The 18,427-nt window shown below is 51.6% G+C and carries 13 protein-coding genes; 2 read left to right on the plus strand and 11 right to left on the minus strand.

The genetic code is table 11. The annotated features are described in order from the left end of the window. Window positions 1–85: 85 nt before the first annotated feature. From SH451x_RS00610 to SH451x_RS00635, 6 genes are all read right to left on the minus strand, one after another. Window positions 86–2,107: a hypothetical protein gene (locus SH451x_RS00610; protein WP_479360317.1), complete on the minus strand. Its 2,022-nt coding sequence runs from the start codon at window positions 2,105–2,107 to the stop codon at window positions 86–88. Window positions 2,108–2,209: 102 nt separating this feature from the next. Next, window positions 2,210–3,952 (minus strand): hypothetical protein, encoded by a 1,743-nt coding sequence (locus SH451x_RS00615; RefSeq protein ID WP_479360318.1) that lies wholly within the window; start codon window positions 3,950–3,952, stop codon window positions 2,210–2,212. Window positions 3,953–3,975: 23 nt separating this feature from the next. Continuing rightward, window positions 3,976–6,240 (minus strand): type IV pilus assembly protein PilM, encoded by a 2,265-nt coding sequence (pilM, locus tag SH451x_RS00620; RefSeq protein WP_479360319.1) that lies wholly within the window; start codon window positions 6,238–6,240, stop codon window positions 3,976–3,978. Window positions 6,241–6,594: 354 nt separating this feature from the next. Further along, a complete protein-coding gene (locus SH451x_RS00625; RefSeq protein WP_479360320.1) occupies window positions 6,595–7,506 on the minus strand; it encodes a GIY-YIG nuclease family protein in 912 nt (303 codons plus the stop codon). Between the two features lie 204 nt (window positions 7,507–7,710). Then, a complete protein-coding gene (locus SH451x_RS00630; RefSeq protein WP_479360321.1) occupies window positions 7,711–8,181 on the minus strand; it encodes a DUF1499 domain-containing protein in 471 nt (156 codons plus the stop codon). A gap of 83 nt (window positions 8,182–8,264) precedes the next feature. Then, window positions 8,265–9,566, minus strand: coding sequence for a class I SAM-dependent rRNA methyltransferase (locus SH451x_RS00635; protein ID WP_479360322.1), 1,302 nt, complete (start codon window positions 9,564–9,566; stop codon window positions 8,265–8,267). A gap of 55 nt (window positions 9,567–9,621) precedes the next feature. On the opposite strand from SH451x_RS00635, the gene SH451x_RS00640 reads away from it, so the two are divergent. Then, the gene (locus SH451x_RS00640) at window positions 9,622–11,460 is read left to right on the plus strand and encodes an ABC transporter ATP-binding protein (RefSeq protein WP_479360324.1); all 1,839 of its coding nucleotides are present in this window, start codon (window positions 9,622–9,624) and stop codon (window positions 11,458–11,460) included. Between the two features lie 10 nt (window positions 11,461–11,470). On the opposite strand, the gene SH451x_RS00645 is transcribed toward SH451x_RS00640, so the two are convergent. Next, on the minus strand, window positions 11,471–12,610 hold the full coding sequence (locus SH451x_RS00645) for a DUF1559 family PulG-like putative transporter (RefSeq protein ID WP_479360326.1): 1,140 nt from the start codon (window positions 12,608–12,610) through the stop codon (window positions 11,471–11,473). A 141-nt stretch (window positions 12,611–12,751) separates the two neighbouring features. Then, window positions 12,752–14,320 carry a hypothetical protein gene (locus SH451x_RS00650; protein WP_479360327.1) on the minus strand — a complete coding sequence of 523 codons (1,569 nt, stop codon included), beginning with the start codon at window positions 14,318–14,320 and terminating at the stop codon, window positions 12,752–12,754. 469 nt (window positions 14,321–14,789) lie between these two features. Here SH451x_RS00650 and SH451x_RS00655 point away from each other — a divergent pair, with 469 nt between their 5' ends. Then, entirely contained in the window at window positions 14,790–16,481 is a 1,692-nt protein-coding gene (locus SH451x_RS00655; protein ID WP_479360329.1) for an HlyD family secretion protein, read from the plus strand. A gap of 22 nt (window positions 16,482–16,503) precedes the next feature. Here SH451x_RS00655 and acpS read toward each other — a convergent pair whose 3' ends face one another. Genes acpS through nusB form a run of 3 tightly spaced genes read right to left on the minus strand, consistent with a single transcriptional unit; the run spans window position 16,504 to window position 18,368 of the window. After that, window positions 16,504–16,911, minus strand: a complete 408-nt coding sequence (gene acpS / locus SH451x_RS00660) for a holo-ACP synthase (RefSeq protein WP_479360330.1) — start codon at window positions 16,909–16,911, stop codon at window positions 16,504–16,506. A 5-nt stretch (window positions 16,912–16,916) separates the two neighbouring features. Beyond that, window positions 16,917–17,885, minus strand: coding sequence for a tryptophan--tRNA ligase (gene trpS / locus SH451x_RS00665; protein ID WP_479360331.1), 969 nt, complete (start codon window positions 17,883–17,885; stop codon window positions 16,917–16,919). Between the two features lie 51 nt (window positions 17,886–17,936). Then, window positions 17,937–18,368 (minus strand): transcription antitermination factor NusB, encoded by a 432-nt coding sequence (nusB, locus tag SH451x_RS00670; protein ID WP_479360332.1) that lies wholly within the window; start codon window positions 18,366–18,368, stop codon window positions 17,937–17,939. Window positions 18,369–18,427: the final 59 nt, after the last annotated feature.

An 18,427-nucleotide genomic window follows, 5' to 3' on the forward strand; every position in this document is an offset into this window, starting at 1 on the left:
GGACTACTGACGGAGCCAAAATGAAAAACCGCTCGGCGACAACTGGAATCGCCGAGCGGTTTTATTTGACGTTGAGGGGGAGAAGTTACTTCTTCGCTTCGTCCTCTTTCTTCTTGATTTCATCCCGTTCATCGGAGTACGAGAAGAGTCGATAATTTGCGAAATCGTCGAACTCTCGTGAGATCACCAGATCGCCACTGAGAGGATCGAACGCTACAACTTCCGTTTGTGACTTCAATTCGTTGTCACGGGTCGATAGATCCAAAGGCCGTCCGCCATTGATATCCGCTACGGTGAGCGAATTAGTAAACTGCGGGTTAGGTAACGATTTCACATTCTTTGAAACCGGATCTATAATATCCAAACCTGTGTCGGTTCGAGGTTTACCACCGAGCACAAAGCCGCGGAACTTCACTTCCTCTGTCTTCGGAACCAACGTTCCAAGCTCGCGATTCCATTCCCCATAAACGAGAGGTTCGGAGAGCAAAGCTTCCTTCTCGATAGTCTTATCTTTCAGGGCAACTGGGAAGAACGTACGAGCGGCTGGGCCGGCAAACAGACGGCTTACAGACGGGATGGAAACGTATTCACTGGTTTCGCTCCAGGGAGAAAGCCGCTTGCTGGTGCGATCATATTTCTTAGCGCCGTTTGCTTTTTCTTCATCGACCCGGCGTAATTCTTGAACGCGTTGATAAGCGTCTGGAGTCATTGTCGACGTTTCAGGTTGAACTGTGACATTGCGAGGATAATTTGGGTCTTCCAGGATCAAGCGAACGCGATATGCATACGTATGCCCGGGTTGCACTTCAAAATCAAAGAAACGGAGCAGTTTGAAGTCGGTCTTTTCAAGTGCCTTCGGCATTGTTGACTGATCGATTTCCTCGACCTCGGCGTTTGCGGCGCCGTAGCCGGAAGGAGAAGATTTTCCATAACCTTCTCCGTAGTTTGATTGGCCATAGCCAGCGCCATAACCGGTCTCAGAACTTGCACCATAACCGGCGCCGTAGCCGCCACCATAACCCATGGAGGCAGCCGCTGGCTTCTTGTTGATCTGAGGAATCTTTGGATGGTCTACAAGGGTGCTGTAGTTTTCAATCAGGATTGGCGGAACATCCATGGTCAGTTTGTCAGCCACATAATTGGTCTTAGCAGTCTCGTCAGCTGTTCCCGGCCACTTCTCGACCACTTTCTCGTATGCATCAATGTTGATGTTTGGCATGGATTGCCAATCTGCTTCATCAATGGCCGATTTGTCCGCTTTTTGCGTTAGGTCAACTCGTTGGACTTCAAAACCTAGATAGTTCGGAGAATCACGGTCTGCATTGAAACCAGTGGCGCCCTCAAACTGCGCTAGATAATTCTTGACCAAATCGCCATGCGGCACCGCAGCAGTGACCGCGGCAAAGGTCGTATACTTAGGCACTACAACTTCGACGTCACTGGTCCGTCGCGTAGTAGTTTCCGCGGCGGCTGCAGTAGTCGTTTCGACTTGGAATCCAAAGTCATAGCCACTAGCCATTTTTCGTACAACTTCCGCGGCCGTTTCGTCTGCTGTTTTCCTGCCCCGTTTTTCATCAAGCTTTCCGGCATTGGGAAGGCTATCGATTGGTGCCAATCGATTGCTGTTGACTGCGATTGCTCCCATGAAAGCAGCCGCTTTGAGTTCGAGTGGCGCTAGTAGTTCAGGGTCGCCTCGTTTTCCGCCTTTATTACGAGCAACGTGTTCCCAAACAAGGTCGCCGTACGGAGATGCCTCGGTGGCTTCACGGGAACGAGCTGATTTTTCTGAGAAGTTCGCTTCAGCCTGCCGTGTTGGGGCGATCTGTTCCCAGTGCGGCGTTGCGACGACGATGCGAGTACTCGCCGCCTTCTGGAGAAGATCTTCGGTTGTACGCGAGTTATCGATCGACTCAACCTGCGTGCCGCTATAAAGGAAGTAAGCGGTCGCAACGCCAATGATCGCAACGACGACTTTCTCGCCGTGCTTAAGCGCAAGATCTTTGATGTCGAACTTGCTGTCAGAACTTTTGTTCGACTTCGACGCTTTCTCTTTGGGAGGCGATGGCGGAGCGCCATCCTTACTGGCTTTTTTACCTAGACCGAACATGGCACACCTCGTGACCGAAAGTAAGTTCAAACGCGAATAAGTTTAGTTTATCACAGACGTTACAACCCCATCGGCGATGTAACATCGATACCCATCAAAAAATTATTGAATGGTTGGTCTGGTCGGCACAGGCAAACTAGCCGACTCTGTAGTGGGTGGAGCTGCAGCGGGTTGGGCTGGAGTGCCCTCCCCTGCTGGAGGCTGTTGCTCCGATGGCGCTGCATCGGCGGGGGTACTGTCAGCGGGAGCATCAACAGCAGGAGCTTCGGCCGCCGCTGGCGCGGTCGTTGGTTCTGCCGCTGGAGCTGCTGCTGCTTCAGGTTCGTTGACAGTAGTTTCGAGCGACGTCGTTTCTTCGATTTTTTCTAGTCCAAGTTTGTCGATATCTACGGGGTTGAAAAGCAAAACGATACCGTAGATTTCAACATCCAGGTCATAGCTTTTATCTGCTCCCCATTTGATGCTGGCATCTTCCCCTGTCCCGCCATATCCGCCGGTGCTTCCTCCGCCATATCCGCCGCCGTAACCGCCACCGCCTCCGCCGTAGCCTTCGTTACCACCGCCAGAGGGTTTGTAGCTAGCTCCATAACCGCCACCACCGCCGCCGTAACCACCGCTCGCGCCACCACCACCCATGGTTGCCGTAGCTGTTGCTCGCTCGGTTGATTCTTCAGTTCCAATGCGGACTTGCTTCACTTCGACCAAAAGGTCATTGTTGCCGCACTGAGCGACGAGGCGAGCGATTTCGCGTTGGTCCATTTTCAGACGCATTTGAATCGGAACGCGTTTCGCGACGGCGAAAAATGCGTCCTTCGGATCCGAACTCTTCATTTTGCTAATGAGTTCATCCGATTTCACGGGTTTGTAATTTGAATCAACGTATCTTTGGTCGGCCGGGTCGCGTTTTGCTTGAGCATCCGACCCATATGCAGATCCATACGCGCTGTCTCCGCCTCCACCACCTCCACCTCCACCGCCTGTGTCACCACCGCTGCCATAGCCTGCCCCGTAACTGCTACCGCCTCCGCCGTAAGTGTCGCCCGCAGGTTGGGCGCCTGCGACCGTTTCAGTCTCACCAGCGCTACCGTTCGCTGCTTGCCCGATGCGAATCCATTCGATTTCCTTGATTGGAGCTTCAAAGTCTTCTACTGCGTTGCGATTGACCTCTTTGATGATGTTCATCAATCCCTCGAGAATCCACAGATCCTCTTGCGTATAAAGAATCTCTTTGGTGCTCGGTGGGCGAGTAGCGTCATACCAAGCGACGATCTGGTCTTGTAGTTTCTTTTGTGATGCGTCTTCCCACTTAACAATCGGTTTGGCAAATTCTGGTTTGGGTGGCGTGCCGCCGCTTAACGGGGCAACCGTCCAGTTAGTCCGTATGATTTTCGCTATTTCGGGAAACACCTTACTGATATAATCGCGGTAGATTTCTCGTTCGCTAGAGACCAGTGGATCAGGTTCCAAAGTCTGCAGTTCGATCGGACGCATTGCATCTAACTTGGCCAGCGTGTCAGGTCGGCCAACCTTGGTCGGCCACTTCAGAATATTCTTCTGATGAGCATATTGAAGTTCCCAAGCTTGCTTTACGTCGCTGGTATGTTGCACAATGATCTCTTCCATGCCTGATTGCGAGGCATCGTTGGGATGCAAAGGCGCCTTGGAACTGACTTCCGTTACCACACCATACTTGCCCGTAATCGTGCTGACACGTTGGCTGATCTCCTGTGTCAACTCGTTCTTGGACATGTAGAAGACAACAAGCGAAGCGATCAGAACGCCAACTGACAAAATCCAAAAATGGTATTTCTTGATACCCGCAAGGATTGGTTTTAATTGATCCATGATTTAATCCTGATTGCTAGGCGTTAGTTAGGGACTGAATTGCTAGGTTGCGCATCACTGGCGGGCTTTAATTCCTTAGGCGGTATAACATCTGGACGGAAGCGAGGGTCTGCTTTCCAATCCATCCGTTGAGCCAAAGTTTTCTCGCGCCAAACAAATTGCACGACGAATTTTGCGGTCGTGACCTCATAGAATGGTGGAACAATGTCCCCATCGGCATCTCTTATCTCAACTTTTTTGGGAGCTTCTACCGCGGTAGCCGCAGTGTTCCCGTAGCCGCCGCCACCGCCAGTATACCCGCCGCCGGGCGCTCCTGGAACCTTCAGGCTGCGACCGCCATTGAGCTCTTCAAACAATGGATTACCGATCTTTTCTTGCTCAGTCGTCGCTTCTTTAACGAGTAGCGGATAAGCAATGCCCAGTTCTTTAGTAGAAAAGTCCAACATTCTTCCATCAGGCCCTGGCAATTGTACAACGCCAGATTCCAAGAAGCTGATCAGATGCTTACGAACAAAGTCGGACTTTTCATCCCCCTGCTTACCGTTGTGATAATGGTACCCTTCGATCTTCACGACCCAACCTGGCGTTTTTAAGTCATCATCAGGGAGTGGTGCGAGTTGGGGAGAGTCGGGATTACCAGGAGCGTCGGGATTGCCGGGAGCTGCCTGATCTCCAGCAGGTCGAGGCGCCCCAATCAGTCGCAGTCGCGTGTCGGTTTCGGCTTGATATTTTGCTTTGAAGTCATCGGTAACATACTTGGAAAGGTCGTCCATGTACTTTGAATCTATCAAAGTCAAATGGAAATCCGTTCGCTCCGCGTAAGGTAACTTCTTGGGCGACATGCTCAACAGAGCTTTATCGTGATTCAAGCCCGAGTTCACAACGCTCAGCAATTCGAGCCAAATCAAACGCCGATCCGAATTCGAACTAACTTCGTCCCCGATCGCACGCAGCAGGGAGACCGTGTTCTTCTGCTTTTCATCGACTTGAAGCAAGTTGTCACTCTCTTGCTTAAGAGAGGTAACAGCTTGTTCAGCCGCTTGCCACTTCTCAGGTGCTACCTTCGTGAATGCTCCATACACGAGCGCGTAATTGGCGGCGAGTCCCAGTAACAGCGAAGCCGCTGCTGCTGCCATCCAAGGCTTCTTGGAAGCAACCAAGCGATCGACCACAATTTCCTTTGGCAGAAGATTCGTGTGAATCGGACCGCGGTTCAAGCCTTGAAGGCACAGCCCATAGACAACACCAAAGCTGGGTTGGTTTTCTTTAAAGCTAGGCGATCCGATTACTTCAGCGCCTTCCAGCCGCTCAAATTTATCCATCGCCTCCACGTCCATCCCCAAGCTCTTGCTGAGGTACGCCTGGAGTCCTGGTAGTTTGGAAGTGTTGCCTAACAGGAGGATGGATGCAATATGCGCCTTCTTGTTAATTTGACGGAAGAAGCCCATCGAGCGCTGGATTTCCGTATGCATGTCGTTGAAGATCGGACGCATCGCTTGAAAGACCAGTTTCGGGTCATCCGCTTGCATTGCGTTTCGCTTGACATGCTCCGCCTTGGCAAAGGTGAGTTTCAACTCTTTGCTCAATTGACGCGTGAAATGGTTACCACCAATTGGAATACTGCGTTGCCAAATGCGGAAGCCGTTGGTGACGATCAAGTCAGTCGCATCGGTACCCATCGACAAGAGAAGCGTCGACTGCGGGGGCTTTTCCGAATCATACTCCTGGCTCGCAAGCTGTTCCGAGAAACGGTCATATGCAATCATGTTGTAAATTGCAATTGGCGACAGCTGTATTACATCTGGCTCAATTTCAACTTTTTGGAATGGCGCCAGCGCGCGATAAACCGCCTCGCGTTTCATCGCAAAAAGCCCGACTTCGCTTTCCAAAGCATAACCGTCTTCGACGTTCGCTCCCGCCATTTGCTGGAAGTCCCAGATCACATCGTTAAGATCGAACGGTATCTGCTGCTTCGCTTCATACCGAACAATGTCAGGAATCTTTTTGACTTCAACCGGTGGCGGCTTGAAGAACTTGGCCAAGCCTTGCTGACCCGGAACACTGACGACAACTTTACAGCCTCGCAAATCGTTGCGAGAAATTAGTTGTTCTAGAGCGTCGGCCAACAAGACATCTGGTTCCGAGTCGGGTTGGGACAAGATTTTCGGGTATTCGACAAAGTCAAACGAGTCTGCAACGACCCGATCACCCTCCAAATGGCAGCGCAATGCCTTGATGGCACTTTGCCCAATTTCCAGTCCCCATGCGTGGGTATTCTTCTTTGCCATTTTTCCCTCGAAACAGTTTATTGAAGCGAGCCGCCCGAAACTTTCTTGAGGCCGAGCGGTTTAGCTTCTGTGAGTTGACAAGTTCGGCCTAGTAAGCCACCTACTACCATCTACCGCCAATTAGCATCATACGCCCTTGCAGATCTACGGCGTTCAGCAGGTTTGGCGTGCAAGTTCTTATTCAGCCCAGTATTGAAAAGTTTGTACGAGCGCAGTCTCTGATTGGCTTAGGTTATACTGCCGCGACCGCCGCTCAAGCATTGATGAGTGATAAAGCTGCAAAATTCCCCCTTCGCAGCTGTTATTATCCTATCGTCTGCCCCCAACGGATGTCAAATTTTTCTTGAGACCGTTTTAGGGAGCAATATTCAACCGCGGTTTTCTAGTTCGGATTAATTCGCTTTCGTAAGCTTCGCGGACAACCGAGCTCTCGGCCGGCGAGCCATCTTGAAATACATGCAGCTCCAAGATCACGTCTTGGCGATCGCCAGATGCCAAAAATTCAGCTAACGCAATTCGGTCGCTGCCGTCCAAATGTTTTGAGAGTCGTTCTTTCAAATTTTTTGATTGACCAATGTAAAGATAGCCCGAACGGTCTCGAAATATGTAAATTCCCGGCCGCTTTGGCAATTTTTCCGCTACTTCAGGCTCATTGTTGAGCGCCAGCGTCTGGATCAACACTTTCCAATCGGTCACTCGAGCGAGCAGTTCCGGTCGCAACTGTCGAGATTTCCGCAGCCTCAATGCCGCTTTTCGCATCAAGTAAGGCTCTGCTTCGGGCATTACATCAGCAGCAAACCGATCGAATTGAGCCAACAAGTTCGGGTCTAGAAATATCTTGTCTAAAGAAATTCCGTGTTCATCCACCATTCGTCGCGCTGCAATTTCAGCAGCCGGAGCCACGTCCTCGGTCGAATGTCGAACGGAACGCGTCGACTGTACAGCAAGCTTTCCACTTTTGCGAATCGCTAACAGCGTCTCCAGTACCGCCTGTTCCTCTAAATCTCCCCCCGCCTCGCGATATTTTTCCATCAGCAGTGCCCGCAGGTCGTCGCGAATGATGACCTCGTCTAGACTCCAGCCGCCATGGGCACTCGCGTAGACAGCTTGAATATCAAGATGGCGTGCCTCCTCTTCGATGTCATGAAATGTCTCTCTATCCACCACGCTGGTCGCAGCATCCTGAGCTTTGACTGGCCACGCGAAGAAAGCGAGATAGGCCAATAGGCTTATGCTAGCAGCTTGGCGGAAAACAAATGTGCGCATGGATGGCTTCATACGTAGTGACTCGACAACGCCTGACTCTGGCGTGATACCAACCGGCTACTCGGGCACGAAGACTGATCGTAAGTATAGCACAACAAATCTTCATTTCTCTGCTCCGATTGGTTGTTTCATTGAAATTCTAATTGAAGTTGGCGTTGCATCGAGTCCGCTGCTTGCTGCAGCACAAGTGCCGCGCGGGCGAAGCTAATTTTCGGAAAGCCAAACGAGAAGTTCGCGTAGATTGCGAGGGTTCTGCCCCAAGTCGCCTTTGCCCAATCGCGATCTGCTTGACGCCTTTAAAACAGAACCAGAGTCACCCGCAGACGGAGAAATTTCGACGTGGATATCGTCAGTAAACCGCAATAAAGTCGTTCGACGAATCAAATGCATTTTCACGCCTAGCGACTGCTCTTCTCGCTGTTCGAGGTGCCATAGCTTATGAGCCGACACAAATTGTTCGACTTTATCCGCGACTTGTACCGGCGATAGGGACACGAATGTTCTAGGCCGCAAATCTGGTTCGTTCGCGGTTGCGTTTGTTTCGGCGTAGTTCTGTGTTAAGTCCCGCGACCAGTCGTCGATGTAGGAAAAGATCCATGCACTGACCCCGACGACTATTGTCATTGTTACGATGAAAATCCACATAAGACTTCGCTTTTTAGATCGAGGGGGCATAGCGGTCTGTTTGTCGCTCTTTCTGCGGTTTGCCGTGACAGCCTGATGCAAATGTCAGCATCACATCCGAAAAACCAAACGATCTATTCGATTCGCATCCACGCACTTTTAAGATACTCAGTCTCTGGGCATTGGACAGCAATGGGATGGTCAGCCGAAGCTCCAACACGTTGAAGGATCTGTATCGATCGCGGTGCAGAACGGGTGCCGTCAGCATGTCTGCCCGTAGTACGAGCGGCGGAATGGAGCATCGAATTGAAGGAGTCTTGCGTCAACAATCCGGCACAGGTGCAGCTGAGCATTAGGCCACCTGGATTTACTAGCTGCATGGCTAGTTTGTTTAAGTCGTAGTGTTTGTGCGTGCCTTCTTCGATTTCAGCCCGCGAGCGGATCAGTTTTGGTGGATCCAGAATCACGATATCGTACTTCCGTCCAATCGCCAGCATGTCTCTCATAAACGCGAAGGCGTCGTTCTGGCAGAATCGTACTTTCGCGTTATTGATATGCGCATTCTTCTTAGCAAGCTTTAGCGGCTCTTCGTCAATGTCGACGCCTGTGACTTCCGCGGCTTTTCCTTCCGCTGCGGCGCGGACGCTGAAGCCGCCGGTGTAGCAACATAGATCTAGCACCGTTTTGCCTGCAGACCACTGGGAAAGGATTTGGCGATTGTCACGTTGGTCGCAGAAAAATCCCGTCTTATGACCGCTTCCAAAGTGTATGCGGTATTTTGTTTCCCCTTCTTGGACGGTTACACTGCCCGGCACGTTCTCCGAAGTAAAATCATCGACTTCGAAGCCTTCTTGGCTGCCAAAACCTGGACAGGGGCGGACGATGTAATTGCTGATCTCTAGCTTCTTGCAAAGCCGTTGCATCAGTTCTTCGCTCCGTTGCATCATGCCCAAAGAAAATACTTCTGCACTCAGGCAATCCGCATAGCGATCGACCACGATGCCCGGAAATCCGTCGGCCTCACCGTGAATTACTCGGTATGCATTGGTCGTGTTCTGTAACTTCAAAATGTCATGTCGCAAGCTAATCGCCGCTTCTAGCTTGCTTTCCCAATAGGCGTCATTGGGCAACCGATCTCCCCAACTCATTAAGCGCACCGCAACGCTCGATTTGGGATTGTAGATTCCGTAAGCAAAAAGCCACGGATCGCTTCTGGTATCAAAAGATCGATGGGACTCCGATTCTGACCCCTCCTCTTGAGCGACAGGACGATTTTCGGGAGCCTCGGAATAGACCGCAACCCAATCTCCAGGCGATGGATTACCCTCCGTGTGCAAAATCCGTTTGCGAAAAATGTTGGGGTGCCGCATCGCTTGCGAGACAATTACTCGCCCAATTTTCGCACTGGCATCAGGATTTAGGGTTTTCGTTTGCAACGGTTTCACTCAAAAATAGGAACTTTGTAAATGCAGAATCTTCACACAAGCAAACATGGAAGCCGGACTTCAGTCAAGCCATTCGTCTAATTGGACGGCAACCCGACGGCTTTTGAAATTTGCTTGGCGATATCGTTCGCGAGTTGTCTCGCTCTTGATCTTGCAGACGATCTTACTCGGAACCGCCATCCTTGCGATCCAGTTAAGCGGATTTGCTCTCGATTGGATCAAATCAGCGGGTGAACCGTCTGACAACCTGCCGACCATCTATGGCTGGCATCCGGTCGTCGGACATTCACCGACGATTCAAGTTGCAAGCATCGCCGGCCTAATCGCCGCCGTCGCACTGATTCGAGCCGCTCTAAATTACGTCTACTCCGTGACCAACGGGAAGTTCATTAACGAGGAAATGGTGGTCGACCTCCGAATTGCCGTTTACGAAAAACTGCAGTTGCTAGGATTCGATTTCTACAATCAAAACGACACCAGTGGCTTAGTAAACCGTTTAACTGGCGACATCCAACTGACACGGTCTTTTGTCGATGGTGTAATTATTCAAGTTTCCGTGCTGGCAATGTCGCTGGTCTTTTATCTAACAGCAATGTTACGTTTGCATGTTGGGTTAACGCTTGTTTCGCTCGCGACAACACCGCTGCTGATTATCCAGACGCATCGCTTCTCAAAGAAGATTCGACCACAATACGACCGCAATCGTGAACTGTTCGACGAAATGATGTTGCGCGTAAATGAGAATGCGGAAGGTCAGCAGGCAATAAAAGCATTTGGCGCTCAGGAACGCGAAATTGAGAAATTCCGTGTCGCTACCGAGCGAGTCGAGAAACAACAACGAAGCATTTTCTGGAAAGTCAGCACGTTTACTCCTACAGTCCAACTGTTGACTCAGTTTAATCTCATTGTACTGCTGCTGTACGGAGGCTATTTGGTAATTAATGATCAGTTGCCACTGGGCTCGGGGTTAATTGTGTTTGCTGGACTAATACAGCAATTCTCGGGTCAGATTACAGCGCTCTCCGGTATCACAAATACGATCGAGCAGTCGCTCGCCGGAGCTCGGCGTGTGTTCGATGTACTAGATGCACCCGTCCGTATCTCCAGCCCATCAGCCGCATCGGGCCGTAGCCCCCAGCAGAGCCAAATTCATGGAGCCTTTGAGCTCCAAGATGTTGACTTCTCCTATCGCAAAGGGGACGAAGTCTTGCGGCAGATCAATCTCTCCATCGAACCGTGCAGCCGAGTCGGCATCATTGGTGAAATCGGCTGCGGCAAGTCTACGCTCTTGCAGTTGCTGCCGCGATTCTATGACCCAACGCAGGGGCGTATCCTGCTGGATGGTGTTGACCTCCAAGAATACGATCTAATTCACCTTCGACGATCTATTGGCTTTGTCTTTCAAGATCCTTTCCTGTTTAGCGATAGTGTGGCTGCAAATATTGCGTTTGGCGATCCTAACGCAACGATGGATAAAATCGTCGCGGCCGCAAAATCTGCCGCAGTGGATCATTTCATTCGCACGTTACCCAACGGATACAATACTGTGTTGGGACAGTTTGGCTTGACATTGTCTGGTGGACAGCGGCAGCGAGTAGCACTCGCGCGAGCCCTTCTCTTCGATCCGCCGGTGCTAATTCTGGATGATCCAACTTCAGCGGTCGATCCGGGGACTGAACACGAGATTTGGGAGGCGCTCGATCAAGCTTTTGCGCAGCGAACAAGCCTGCTTGTCACGAATCGAATCAGCACTTTGTCCTATGTCGATCGTGTGATCGTCATGGAAAATGGTCAGGTCACAGGAGACGGAACCCAAAACCAACTTGCTCAGCAAGCCACTGGCTTCTACGCTGCCACGGCAAAGCTTCAGCAGCAGCTTATGTAAAAGCTCACGCCTAGTCTCTAGCGTCACGCGTGCCGTACGCTCCCCACACTCCGTAGGGACTTGGCAAGTTCCAGTTGTCGCTATAAACAAGCGAGCCGTCCTCCCGAAATACGCCATTGGATTCTGCTAAAGGCGAACCAGCATCAACACTATCGGAGATGAACTGGATAGAGGAGTCGAGCAGCAGGACGTGTACGCCACCGGCATGATAGCTAGTCGACGAATGGATCCCCGGACCTTCGTTGCGCTCAGCGATACAGCTAGGACTGTTGGGGGGCAATATTGTGTTAAAGCCAACATAGTCCGGCAATCCATCGCCCCAGTGCATCCCACGCCGGGCCATGATGCGTTGTTCAGCTTTGTAGCGACCGTCCGATGCCAGTCGCTTGCAGTCCTCAGGTGTGATACCGTGGCCCAGCGTTCGCTCTGGCACCAGCGTCGCCTGATAACCACGGACAGAGGCGCCTGGAGTTCGGTCGCCCATCTGAGCATCGGCTGCAGTCGCGATTTCGCCCAGGGCAATCGTGTTGCTCTGCCCGTCGATGCACTCCGACATTTTTCGCACATACGCTTGCTGGAACATGCCCCGAGTCGACTTCTCAGGTGCTTCCCAATAGGCCAGTTCAATTCCCATCTGCGAGTCGCCTTCACAAAACGCGTAGTTGGTGCGACCCATGCTCGTCCAATCTTGAGTCGACATGCGTCCAGGGTCGGAGGGGCAACGTAAAACGCTTATTTGCGTTCGCCATGGAGTATAGTTTCCGCCCTTCCACCAAGGCTCACCACCTTTAGAAAAGGTTTCCGGCGGCGGCAGCGTTGCTTCAAATCCATTATAAAAACGCTTGTAAATTTCAGCTTGATCCATATAGGGACACAGATCCATAAAGCCGCTGGTGCGCATGCCCATCCAAATTCCATCGTCATTGGTCAGAGGACCGCTGCGCATTGGCACCAAGAATCGGTTGGATGCTTCATAAGCGGCCAAAGCGATTCCGATTTGGCGTAGATTGGAGGCACACTTGCCTTTCCTCGCGCTCTCGCGCGCCGCTGAAACCGCTGGTAACGTAAGTGCGGCTAGTACGGCAATTATGGCGACCACAACAAGCAGTTCGACAAGTGAAAATCCGTTTCTTTGTCTTGCTGCGGCCACTACGTATTCCTACGTCTAATTTGAGTTGATACTTCAAAAGAAAAGCGGAAGAGTGACTGAACACTCCTCCGCAAAATAGTTTCCGATTACGGCGTCACCTGTTTGGCAAAGGCTATGTGACTCACTAGCTGCCAAACACGATTAGCGATCGCGAGCAGCGACTTCATCGCCTGCTGGTTCGGCAGGTGCTTCGCCCTCAGGCATCTCCGGCATTTCTTCCACTGGAGCTTCTTCGATGATCAGCTCTTCATCCAAATCGACCGCTCCCGGATACTCTTCCGCAAAAGCAATCAACTGCTCAACTCGCTTCTTGACTTCCGTGTTTAAGTCCGATTTGGCTTTGACGGTCTCAGAATCTAACTCGGTTTGCAATTCGGCAAGAACATCGAGTGTGTCAAGTAGAATAGCTCGTTCCTCGCTTGATTGGATCTTAGCTACGAGACCTTTCTCCGGTGACGTGTTAACGTCTCCCTTCGTTTTTCCTTCCAATCCAACACGCATGGTCTGAGCTACTTCGTGCATAAAACGACGCAAGGCTCGAGTCTGCGCATCTTGCTTTTCGTAGGGGTTTTCCTTTACTTCTTTCTCTTTCTTCTGCGCCTGCCCGTAGCCGCCGCCCCCTCCATAGCCTTCACCATAGCCACCCGTTGCATTCGAATCTTTATAACTATCCCCGTAGGCGCCACCAGGGTTGTAGCCTCCGGAAGTACCGCCACCACTTGAAGACGGGCTCAAATCGTATAGGTCGACCCATTGCTCGCATTGCTTTTTGAGGTATCGCATGCTGTAGCGACCGGCCGAAACGAATTTGCCCTCCGGTGCTTCCGCTGGTGCGTACTTCCCGACCACTAACAAGCATTCTTCGCGGAGAATCGGATGGGTGTTTTCGTTAGCTAGCGAATCCAATGCAAACATGACCATCTCGTTGACCGAGGCATGTTCAAACGACTTCAATAGTTCTAAATAACGGCTCACAAGCCAAGCGTGCGACGAGTCTTTACGGCCTGGTGTATTTGGAGTCTTCGCTGCCGCGAGTAAAGCTTTCGCATAATCATTACGATCTTTTTCAGCCACCGCTGATAGCTCGATATGACGTTCTAGCCCCACTAAAGCTGCAGCTCGAATACCGTCAACATCTGACTTGGTTGCCCAGTCAAGCAATAACTTGCTGGCAGCACTGAAAGGCTTCGGTGCCGCTCCGCTTTTTACCGGGGCCGCTTCGTTCATCTCACCGATCGTGAGGACGGCATTGATGCGCGCGGCTGGGCTGAAATTACCCTTCACAATCGCATGCAAGTACAGCGCGAGCAACTGATTGTACGCCGCTAGATCCGCAGTCTTCAGTTTGGATTCTGCGTTGTAAAGGTCGCTACGAAGTGCGTTTCTTGCGTCGTTCGTGTAATTGGCGTCGATGAGGCTAGTCAGTCGTGGAAGTTCATAGCCGCCGTAGTATTCCTTCACCGGAGCAACGTCAAACGGTCTGTTCCCTTTGAGAATGTCGTCCTTGGCCTGAGCTTTCTCTTTCAAAGCCTTCTGATTTTTGAACGCCTCACCGATCGGCAGAGACTTCAGTTTCGACGCTGGTGCAGCGGCAGCCGCTGCAGCCTCCTGAGCGTAGACATTAATTTCCGGGCGCGGAAATACCAAACAAGACGTTATTAATGCCGCAAGAAAAACGCCACGTCGCAATTTAGCAGATGAGTTTGACATTCCGGTTTCCCTCGGTTTTAAAGATGACGAGCTTCGACCATCTTGAGACAAGACTACAGTCAACCCAATTCTATGGTCAGAATCTCGCCGCTGTCAATGATTTTCGGGTGCGGATCCGGTGAATCGACAAGGAACCGCAGCATAGTTCCTACAAACTGCGAAAATTTGTGAGGTTGCAACATCGAAATCCAAATAAGTGTGCCCAGCTCGCGAATCGGCTACTTTCCCAATGCGAACAGCCAAGATTTCTTTGGCTCGCTCCACTTTTCGTCGGCGAATACGCCAACCAACCTCGCAACTCATGATGTTTCAGCTAACATTTCGTGATGCAATCAGGGCTCTTATCGGATTTAGTATATCCACATCGACACTCGTCGCCGGGAAGTGCAAAATAAGAGTCTGAAAACACAGTGTTTTGCTAGCCATTCCTTTAGATTCCTGCGACGCGACCTACGAGAGTTCTTGCGACGTGCAAACCCAACCGATTCAGAAAATTTTGGTAGGACTCATCCTGCCCGCCGCGATTCTAGGCGCAAGCATCTTGGTCTTTGTCGTGCTCGGCCAATCGACACCGCGACAGATTGCCGACAGCAGCAGCGATCTTGTGGCCGCGCTCAAACGCCTACCGATTGTCGAAATTGACCAAGTGTTGCCTTACGATACGTCTCAAACTTTGGACGTCGAAGTCAACGGTGTTGTTGTACCGCTGCGCGAGGTTACGGTCGCTGCCGAAGTAGCTGGCCGCATTACCGAGAAGAGCGAAAATTGCCGGGCCGGGAACTATGTAGAGGAAAATGAGTTGCTCTTTCGGATCGACGACAAGGATTATCGACTGGAAGTCGAACGTCTGTCGGCGCAGCGCGAAAGCGAATACTCACAGCAACGCGAATTAGAGCAAGAGATCTCCAACAGCGCCCGATTGATCAAGGTCGCTGAAGAAGACTTGGAATTGCAAGGCCGCGAAATTGAACGTTTGTTGAACTTACCCAAGGGCTTTGCCAGCGCAACGGAGCTCGACACAGCGCGACGCAACAAACTAACAAGTCTTAACGCCCTTACAACGCTTCAAAATCAGCTCGAACTGTTGCGCAGTCGTCGCACTCGGATCGAACTCTCCGAAAAGTTAGCTGCCACGCAGCTTGAGCAAGCCAGGGTGAACTTGGCGCGAACAGAAATACGCGCACCGATCTCGGGAGTTATCGTAAGCGAAGAAGTCCAAACTGATTCGTTCGTCCAGCGAGGCGCAACGCTGTGCGTGATGGAAGATACCGATCAAGCTGAAGTGCGATGCGATCTGCGAACAGATCAACTTTCGGCGATTCTTGACCAAGAAAATTATAGCAACATTGGTGAACGTAACTCAGTCTCGGGCGCACCAGCCATAGAAACGCGTCGCATCTCACAGAGTTATGAGTTACCGCCGACCCCTGTTACGATCGTCTACCAGATCGCTGGACGTGAAGACCTGCAGTACGAATGGGACGGCGTGCTGAGTCGTTATGAAGGTGTCGGGGTGGATGTGCAAAGCCGGACTATTTCCGTGCGAGTGTTGGTCGATGATCCTCGCAAAGTGCGCGTCGTAAACAACAGCCCTCGCGCGGGTGCGACGGAGCCGAGTTCCAGATTGGTACCAGCCTTGCTGCGCGGGATGTTCGTGCGGGCTGTTTTCAGGACAAAACCGTCACAAGCTATGGTGTTGATACCAAAGTTGGGTGTTCGCCCAGGAGGTGTCGTGTGGAAGTTCGAAGCGGATCCTACTGCACTCGAGTTGCCACCGAAGACCGAGAGTACTGCTCCGGGCGGGGAAACTGTGGGGGCGGAGGTGCCCAGAGACGGAAGGTTTGTATCGGCGAGGTCGGCTGACGAAAGCAAGTCGACTGTTGATGGCGAAGCGACGGAGATCGTCCAGGAAGGCCAAACGCCCGCAGTGATCGAGGTTGCCGATCAAGATTGGGGCGTAGGACGAGTCCAAGTACTTCAAGGAATTCGAACTGTTAGGGTAATCGATGTTGAATCGCCCAATCAGCATTCTGTCAACAAAGAATATTGGGTGGCCCAAGCGGACGAGCGTCTAAAGGTTGGCAGTTTCGTTATCACGACTCCACTGGCAGCCATCATGGGTGACGGATCGGATTTAGTCCGCGTCGAACAAGACGAGTAGTACGAGATAAAGCGACAGGAAGCTATGCTACGGCCGTGGCATAAGCTACAGCGTGCGAACGGCAGTGCGAAATCGAAAGCATCACCGTCGCGATGGATTGCTGCTTGGCTATTTCCGCGGCGCGATTGTGAAGGATCACCGTCGGGCAGCCACCGGTCGCATTTTGGACTTCGACATCCGTCCATCGAATACCTTTGCTCCAACCAGTACCAAGTACTTTGAGCACAGCTTCTTTTGCAGCCCAGCGGCCAGCATAATGTTGATTGCACGAGCGTCGAGCGGAGCAATAGATGATTTCCCGCACAGTAAAGACGCGGTGCAGAAACAACTCTCCATGCCGCTCAATCATCTGAGCAATTCGGGCGCATTCGATGATGTCGGTCCCGATGCTGATGATTGTGCCTGGCAGCCGAGGCGTTACATGGCTCATGCTTGTTAGGTCCTTGTCAGTCCGCAAGCCTTCTTGACGCGATCTAGCACAACCGAAGCGGCCTGTCTGGCTCGCACTGCCCCGTTGGCTAGCACTTCATCGACATAGTCAGCGTTTGCCTCGAGTTCCGTTCGACGCGCACGAGCGGTTGCAAAGTAGTTCTCTGCCGCATCCGCAACTTTCTTCTTGATGTCGCCGTATCCGAATCCACCGCGACGATATAACGCTGCGACTTCTGCCACCTCATCCTCGGGCGCAAGAAGCCGGAGCAATTCATACAGATTGTCGTTTTCAGGTTCTTTAGGATCTTCCATGGCACGCGAGTCAGTTGCAATTCGCATGATCTTTTTGCGAGCCGCCTTTACGTCTTCGAAGATGCCGATTGTGTTGTCGTAACTCTTGCTCATCTTTTCGCCATCGGTGCCGGGCACTTTCCCGGCGTCCTTCATGACACGACCTTCGGGCATCGTAAAGACTTCACCATAGTGCGCATTGAAAGAACGCGCCAAGTCGCGACACACTTCAATATGTTGAATCTGATCTTCACCGACCGGCACGCATTTCGAGTCGTAAGCCAGTATGTCGGCGGCCATCAACACAGGATAAGTAAACAGTCCGGCATCGGCTGCCAAGCCGCGCGATTTTTTGTCCTTAAACGCATGGCATCGTTCCAACAGTCCCATCGGTGTGCTCGTCATTAAAATCCAGCACAGCTCTGACACCTCGGGCACATCTGATTGTACGAAGAGAGTGGCGATCGCCGGATCAAGTCCGAGAGCGAGTAGATCGAGGGCTGCATCGCGAACATTGCCAGCTAACTCCTTCGCGTCCCGCACTGTTGTTAGGGCATGGAGGTCGGCGATAAAATAGAAGCCTTCATTGCCGTGTTGAAGATCGATGTACTGGCGAATGGCACCGAAATAATTGCCCCAATGAAATCGACCAGTTGGCTGAATGCCCGATAGGATGCGCATAAGTAAGTGAAGAAGATAGGAATGAGCGAAAACGCAAGCTGTTAGATTGTTTTACGTCGAAGCATCCGAGACGGCCGCGGCGGCTTTCATCTTGATAGTTCGATCTAAAATTCCATTTACAAAGTTGCTGGAATTGTGATGACCGTACCGTTTGGCCAATTCGATCGCTTCGTTGATCGCTACGCGATCAGGGACGTCGGCATGAAAAATCTCGTAAGTCGCGAGTCGCATAATGTTGCGGTCGATCGTCGACATCCGCTTGACCGACCAGTTCACTGCATGCGCACCGATCGTTTTGTCGAGCGCCACACGGTTCTTGCGGACACCTCCCAGCAATTCTTGGGCGAAACTAATTAGCGGCTTATTCGCCAACAATCGGCGTGAAATAAAACCGTCGTCGTTTGCCAAATTTCGGTTTGGGTTCAAATCGTCTTGAAACAGAACTTGCAAAACAATCTCGCGCGCTCGTCGTCGAGTGGTCATTTTTGTGGCGTAATAAGTCGAAGGTCGTTGAAAAACAGTTGACATGATTGCTTGAGCCG

Source organism: Njordella aestuarii (assembly GCF_056494165.1).

What these genes read in the sequence shown, in the direction of transcription:
- SH451x_RS00615 (WP_479360318.1), bottom strand. Translation starts at nt 3,952, where the DNA reads ATGGATCAATTAAAACCAATCCTTGCGGGTATCAAGAAATACCATTTT.
- nusB (WP_479360332.1), bottom strand. Translation starts at nt 18,368, where the DNA reads ATGACCACTCGACGACGAGCGCGCGAGATTGTTTTGCAAGTTCTGTTT.
- SH451x_RS00625 (WP_479360320.1), bottom strand. Translation starts at nt 7,506, where the DNA reads ATGCGCACATTTGTTTTCCGCCAAGCTGCTAGCATAAGCCTATTGGCC.
- SH451x_RS00640 (WP_479360324.1), top strand. Translation starts at nt 9,622, where the DNA reads ATGGAAGCCGGACTTCAGTCAAGCCATTCGTCTAATTGGACGGCAACC.
- SH451x_RS00610 (WP_479360317.1), bottom strand. Translation starts at nt 2,107, where the DNA reads ATGTTCGGTCTAGGTAAAAAAGCCAGTAAGGATGGCGCTCCGCCATCG.
- trpS (WP_479360331.1), bottom strand. Translation starts at nt 17,885, where the DNA reads ATGCGCATCCTATCGGGCATTCAGCCAACTGGTCGATTTCATTGGGGC.
- acpS (WP_479360330.1), bottom strand. Translation starts at nt 16,911, where the DNA reads ATGAGCCATGTAACGCCTCGGCTGCCAGGCACAATCATCAGCATCGGG.
- pilM (WP_479360319.1), bottom strand. Translation starts at nt 6,240, where the DNA reads ATGGCAAAGAAGAATACCCACGCATGGGGACTGGAAATTGGGCAAAGT.
- SH451x_RS00650 (WP_479360327.1), bottom strand. Translation starts at nt 14,320, where the DNA reads ATGTCAAACTCATCTGCTAAATTGCGACGTGGCGTTTTTCTTGCGGCA.
- SH451x_RS00630 (WP_479360321.1), bottom strand. Translation starts at nt 8,181, where the DNA reads ATGCCCCCTCGATCTAAAAAGCGAAGTCTTATGTGGATTTTCATCGTA.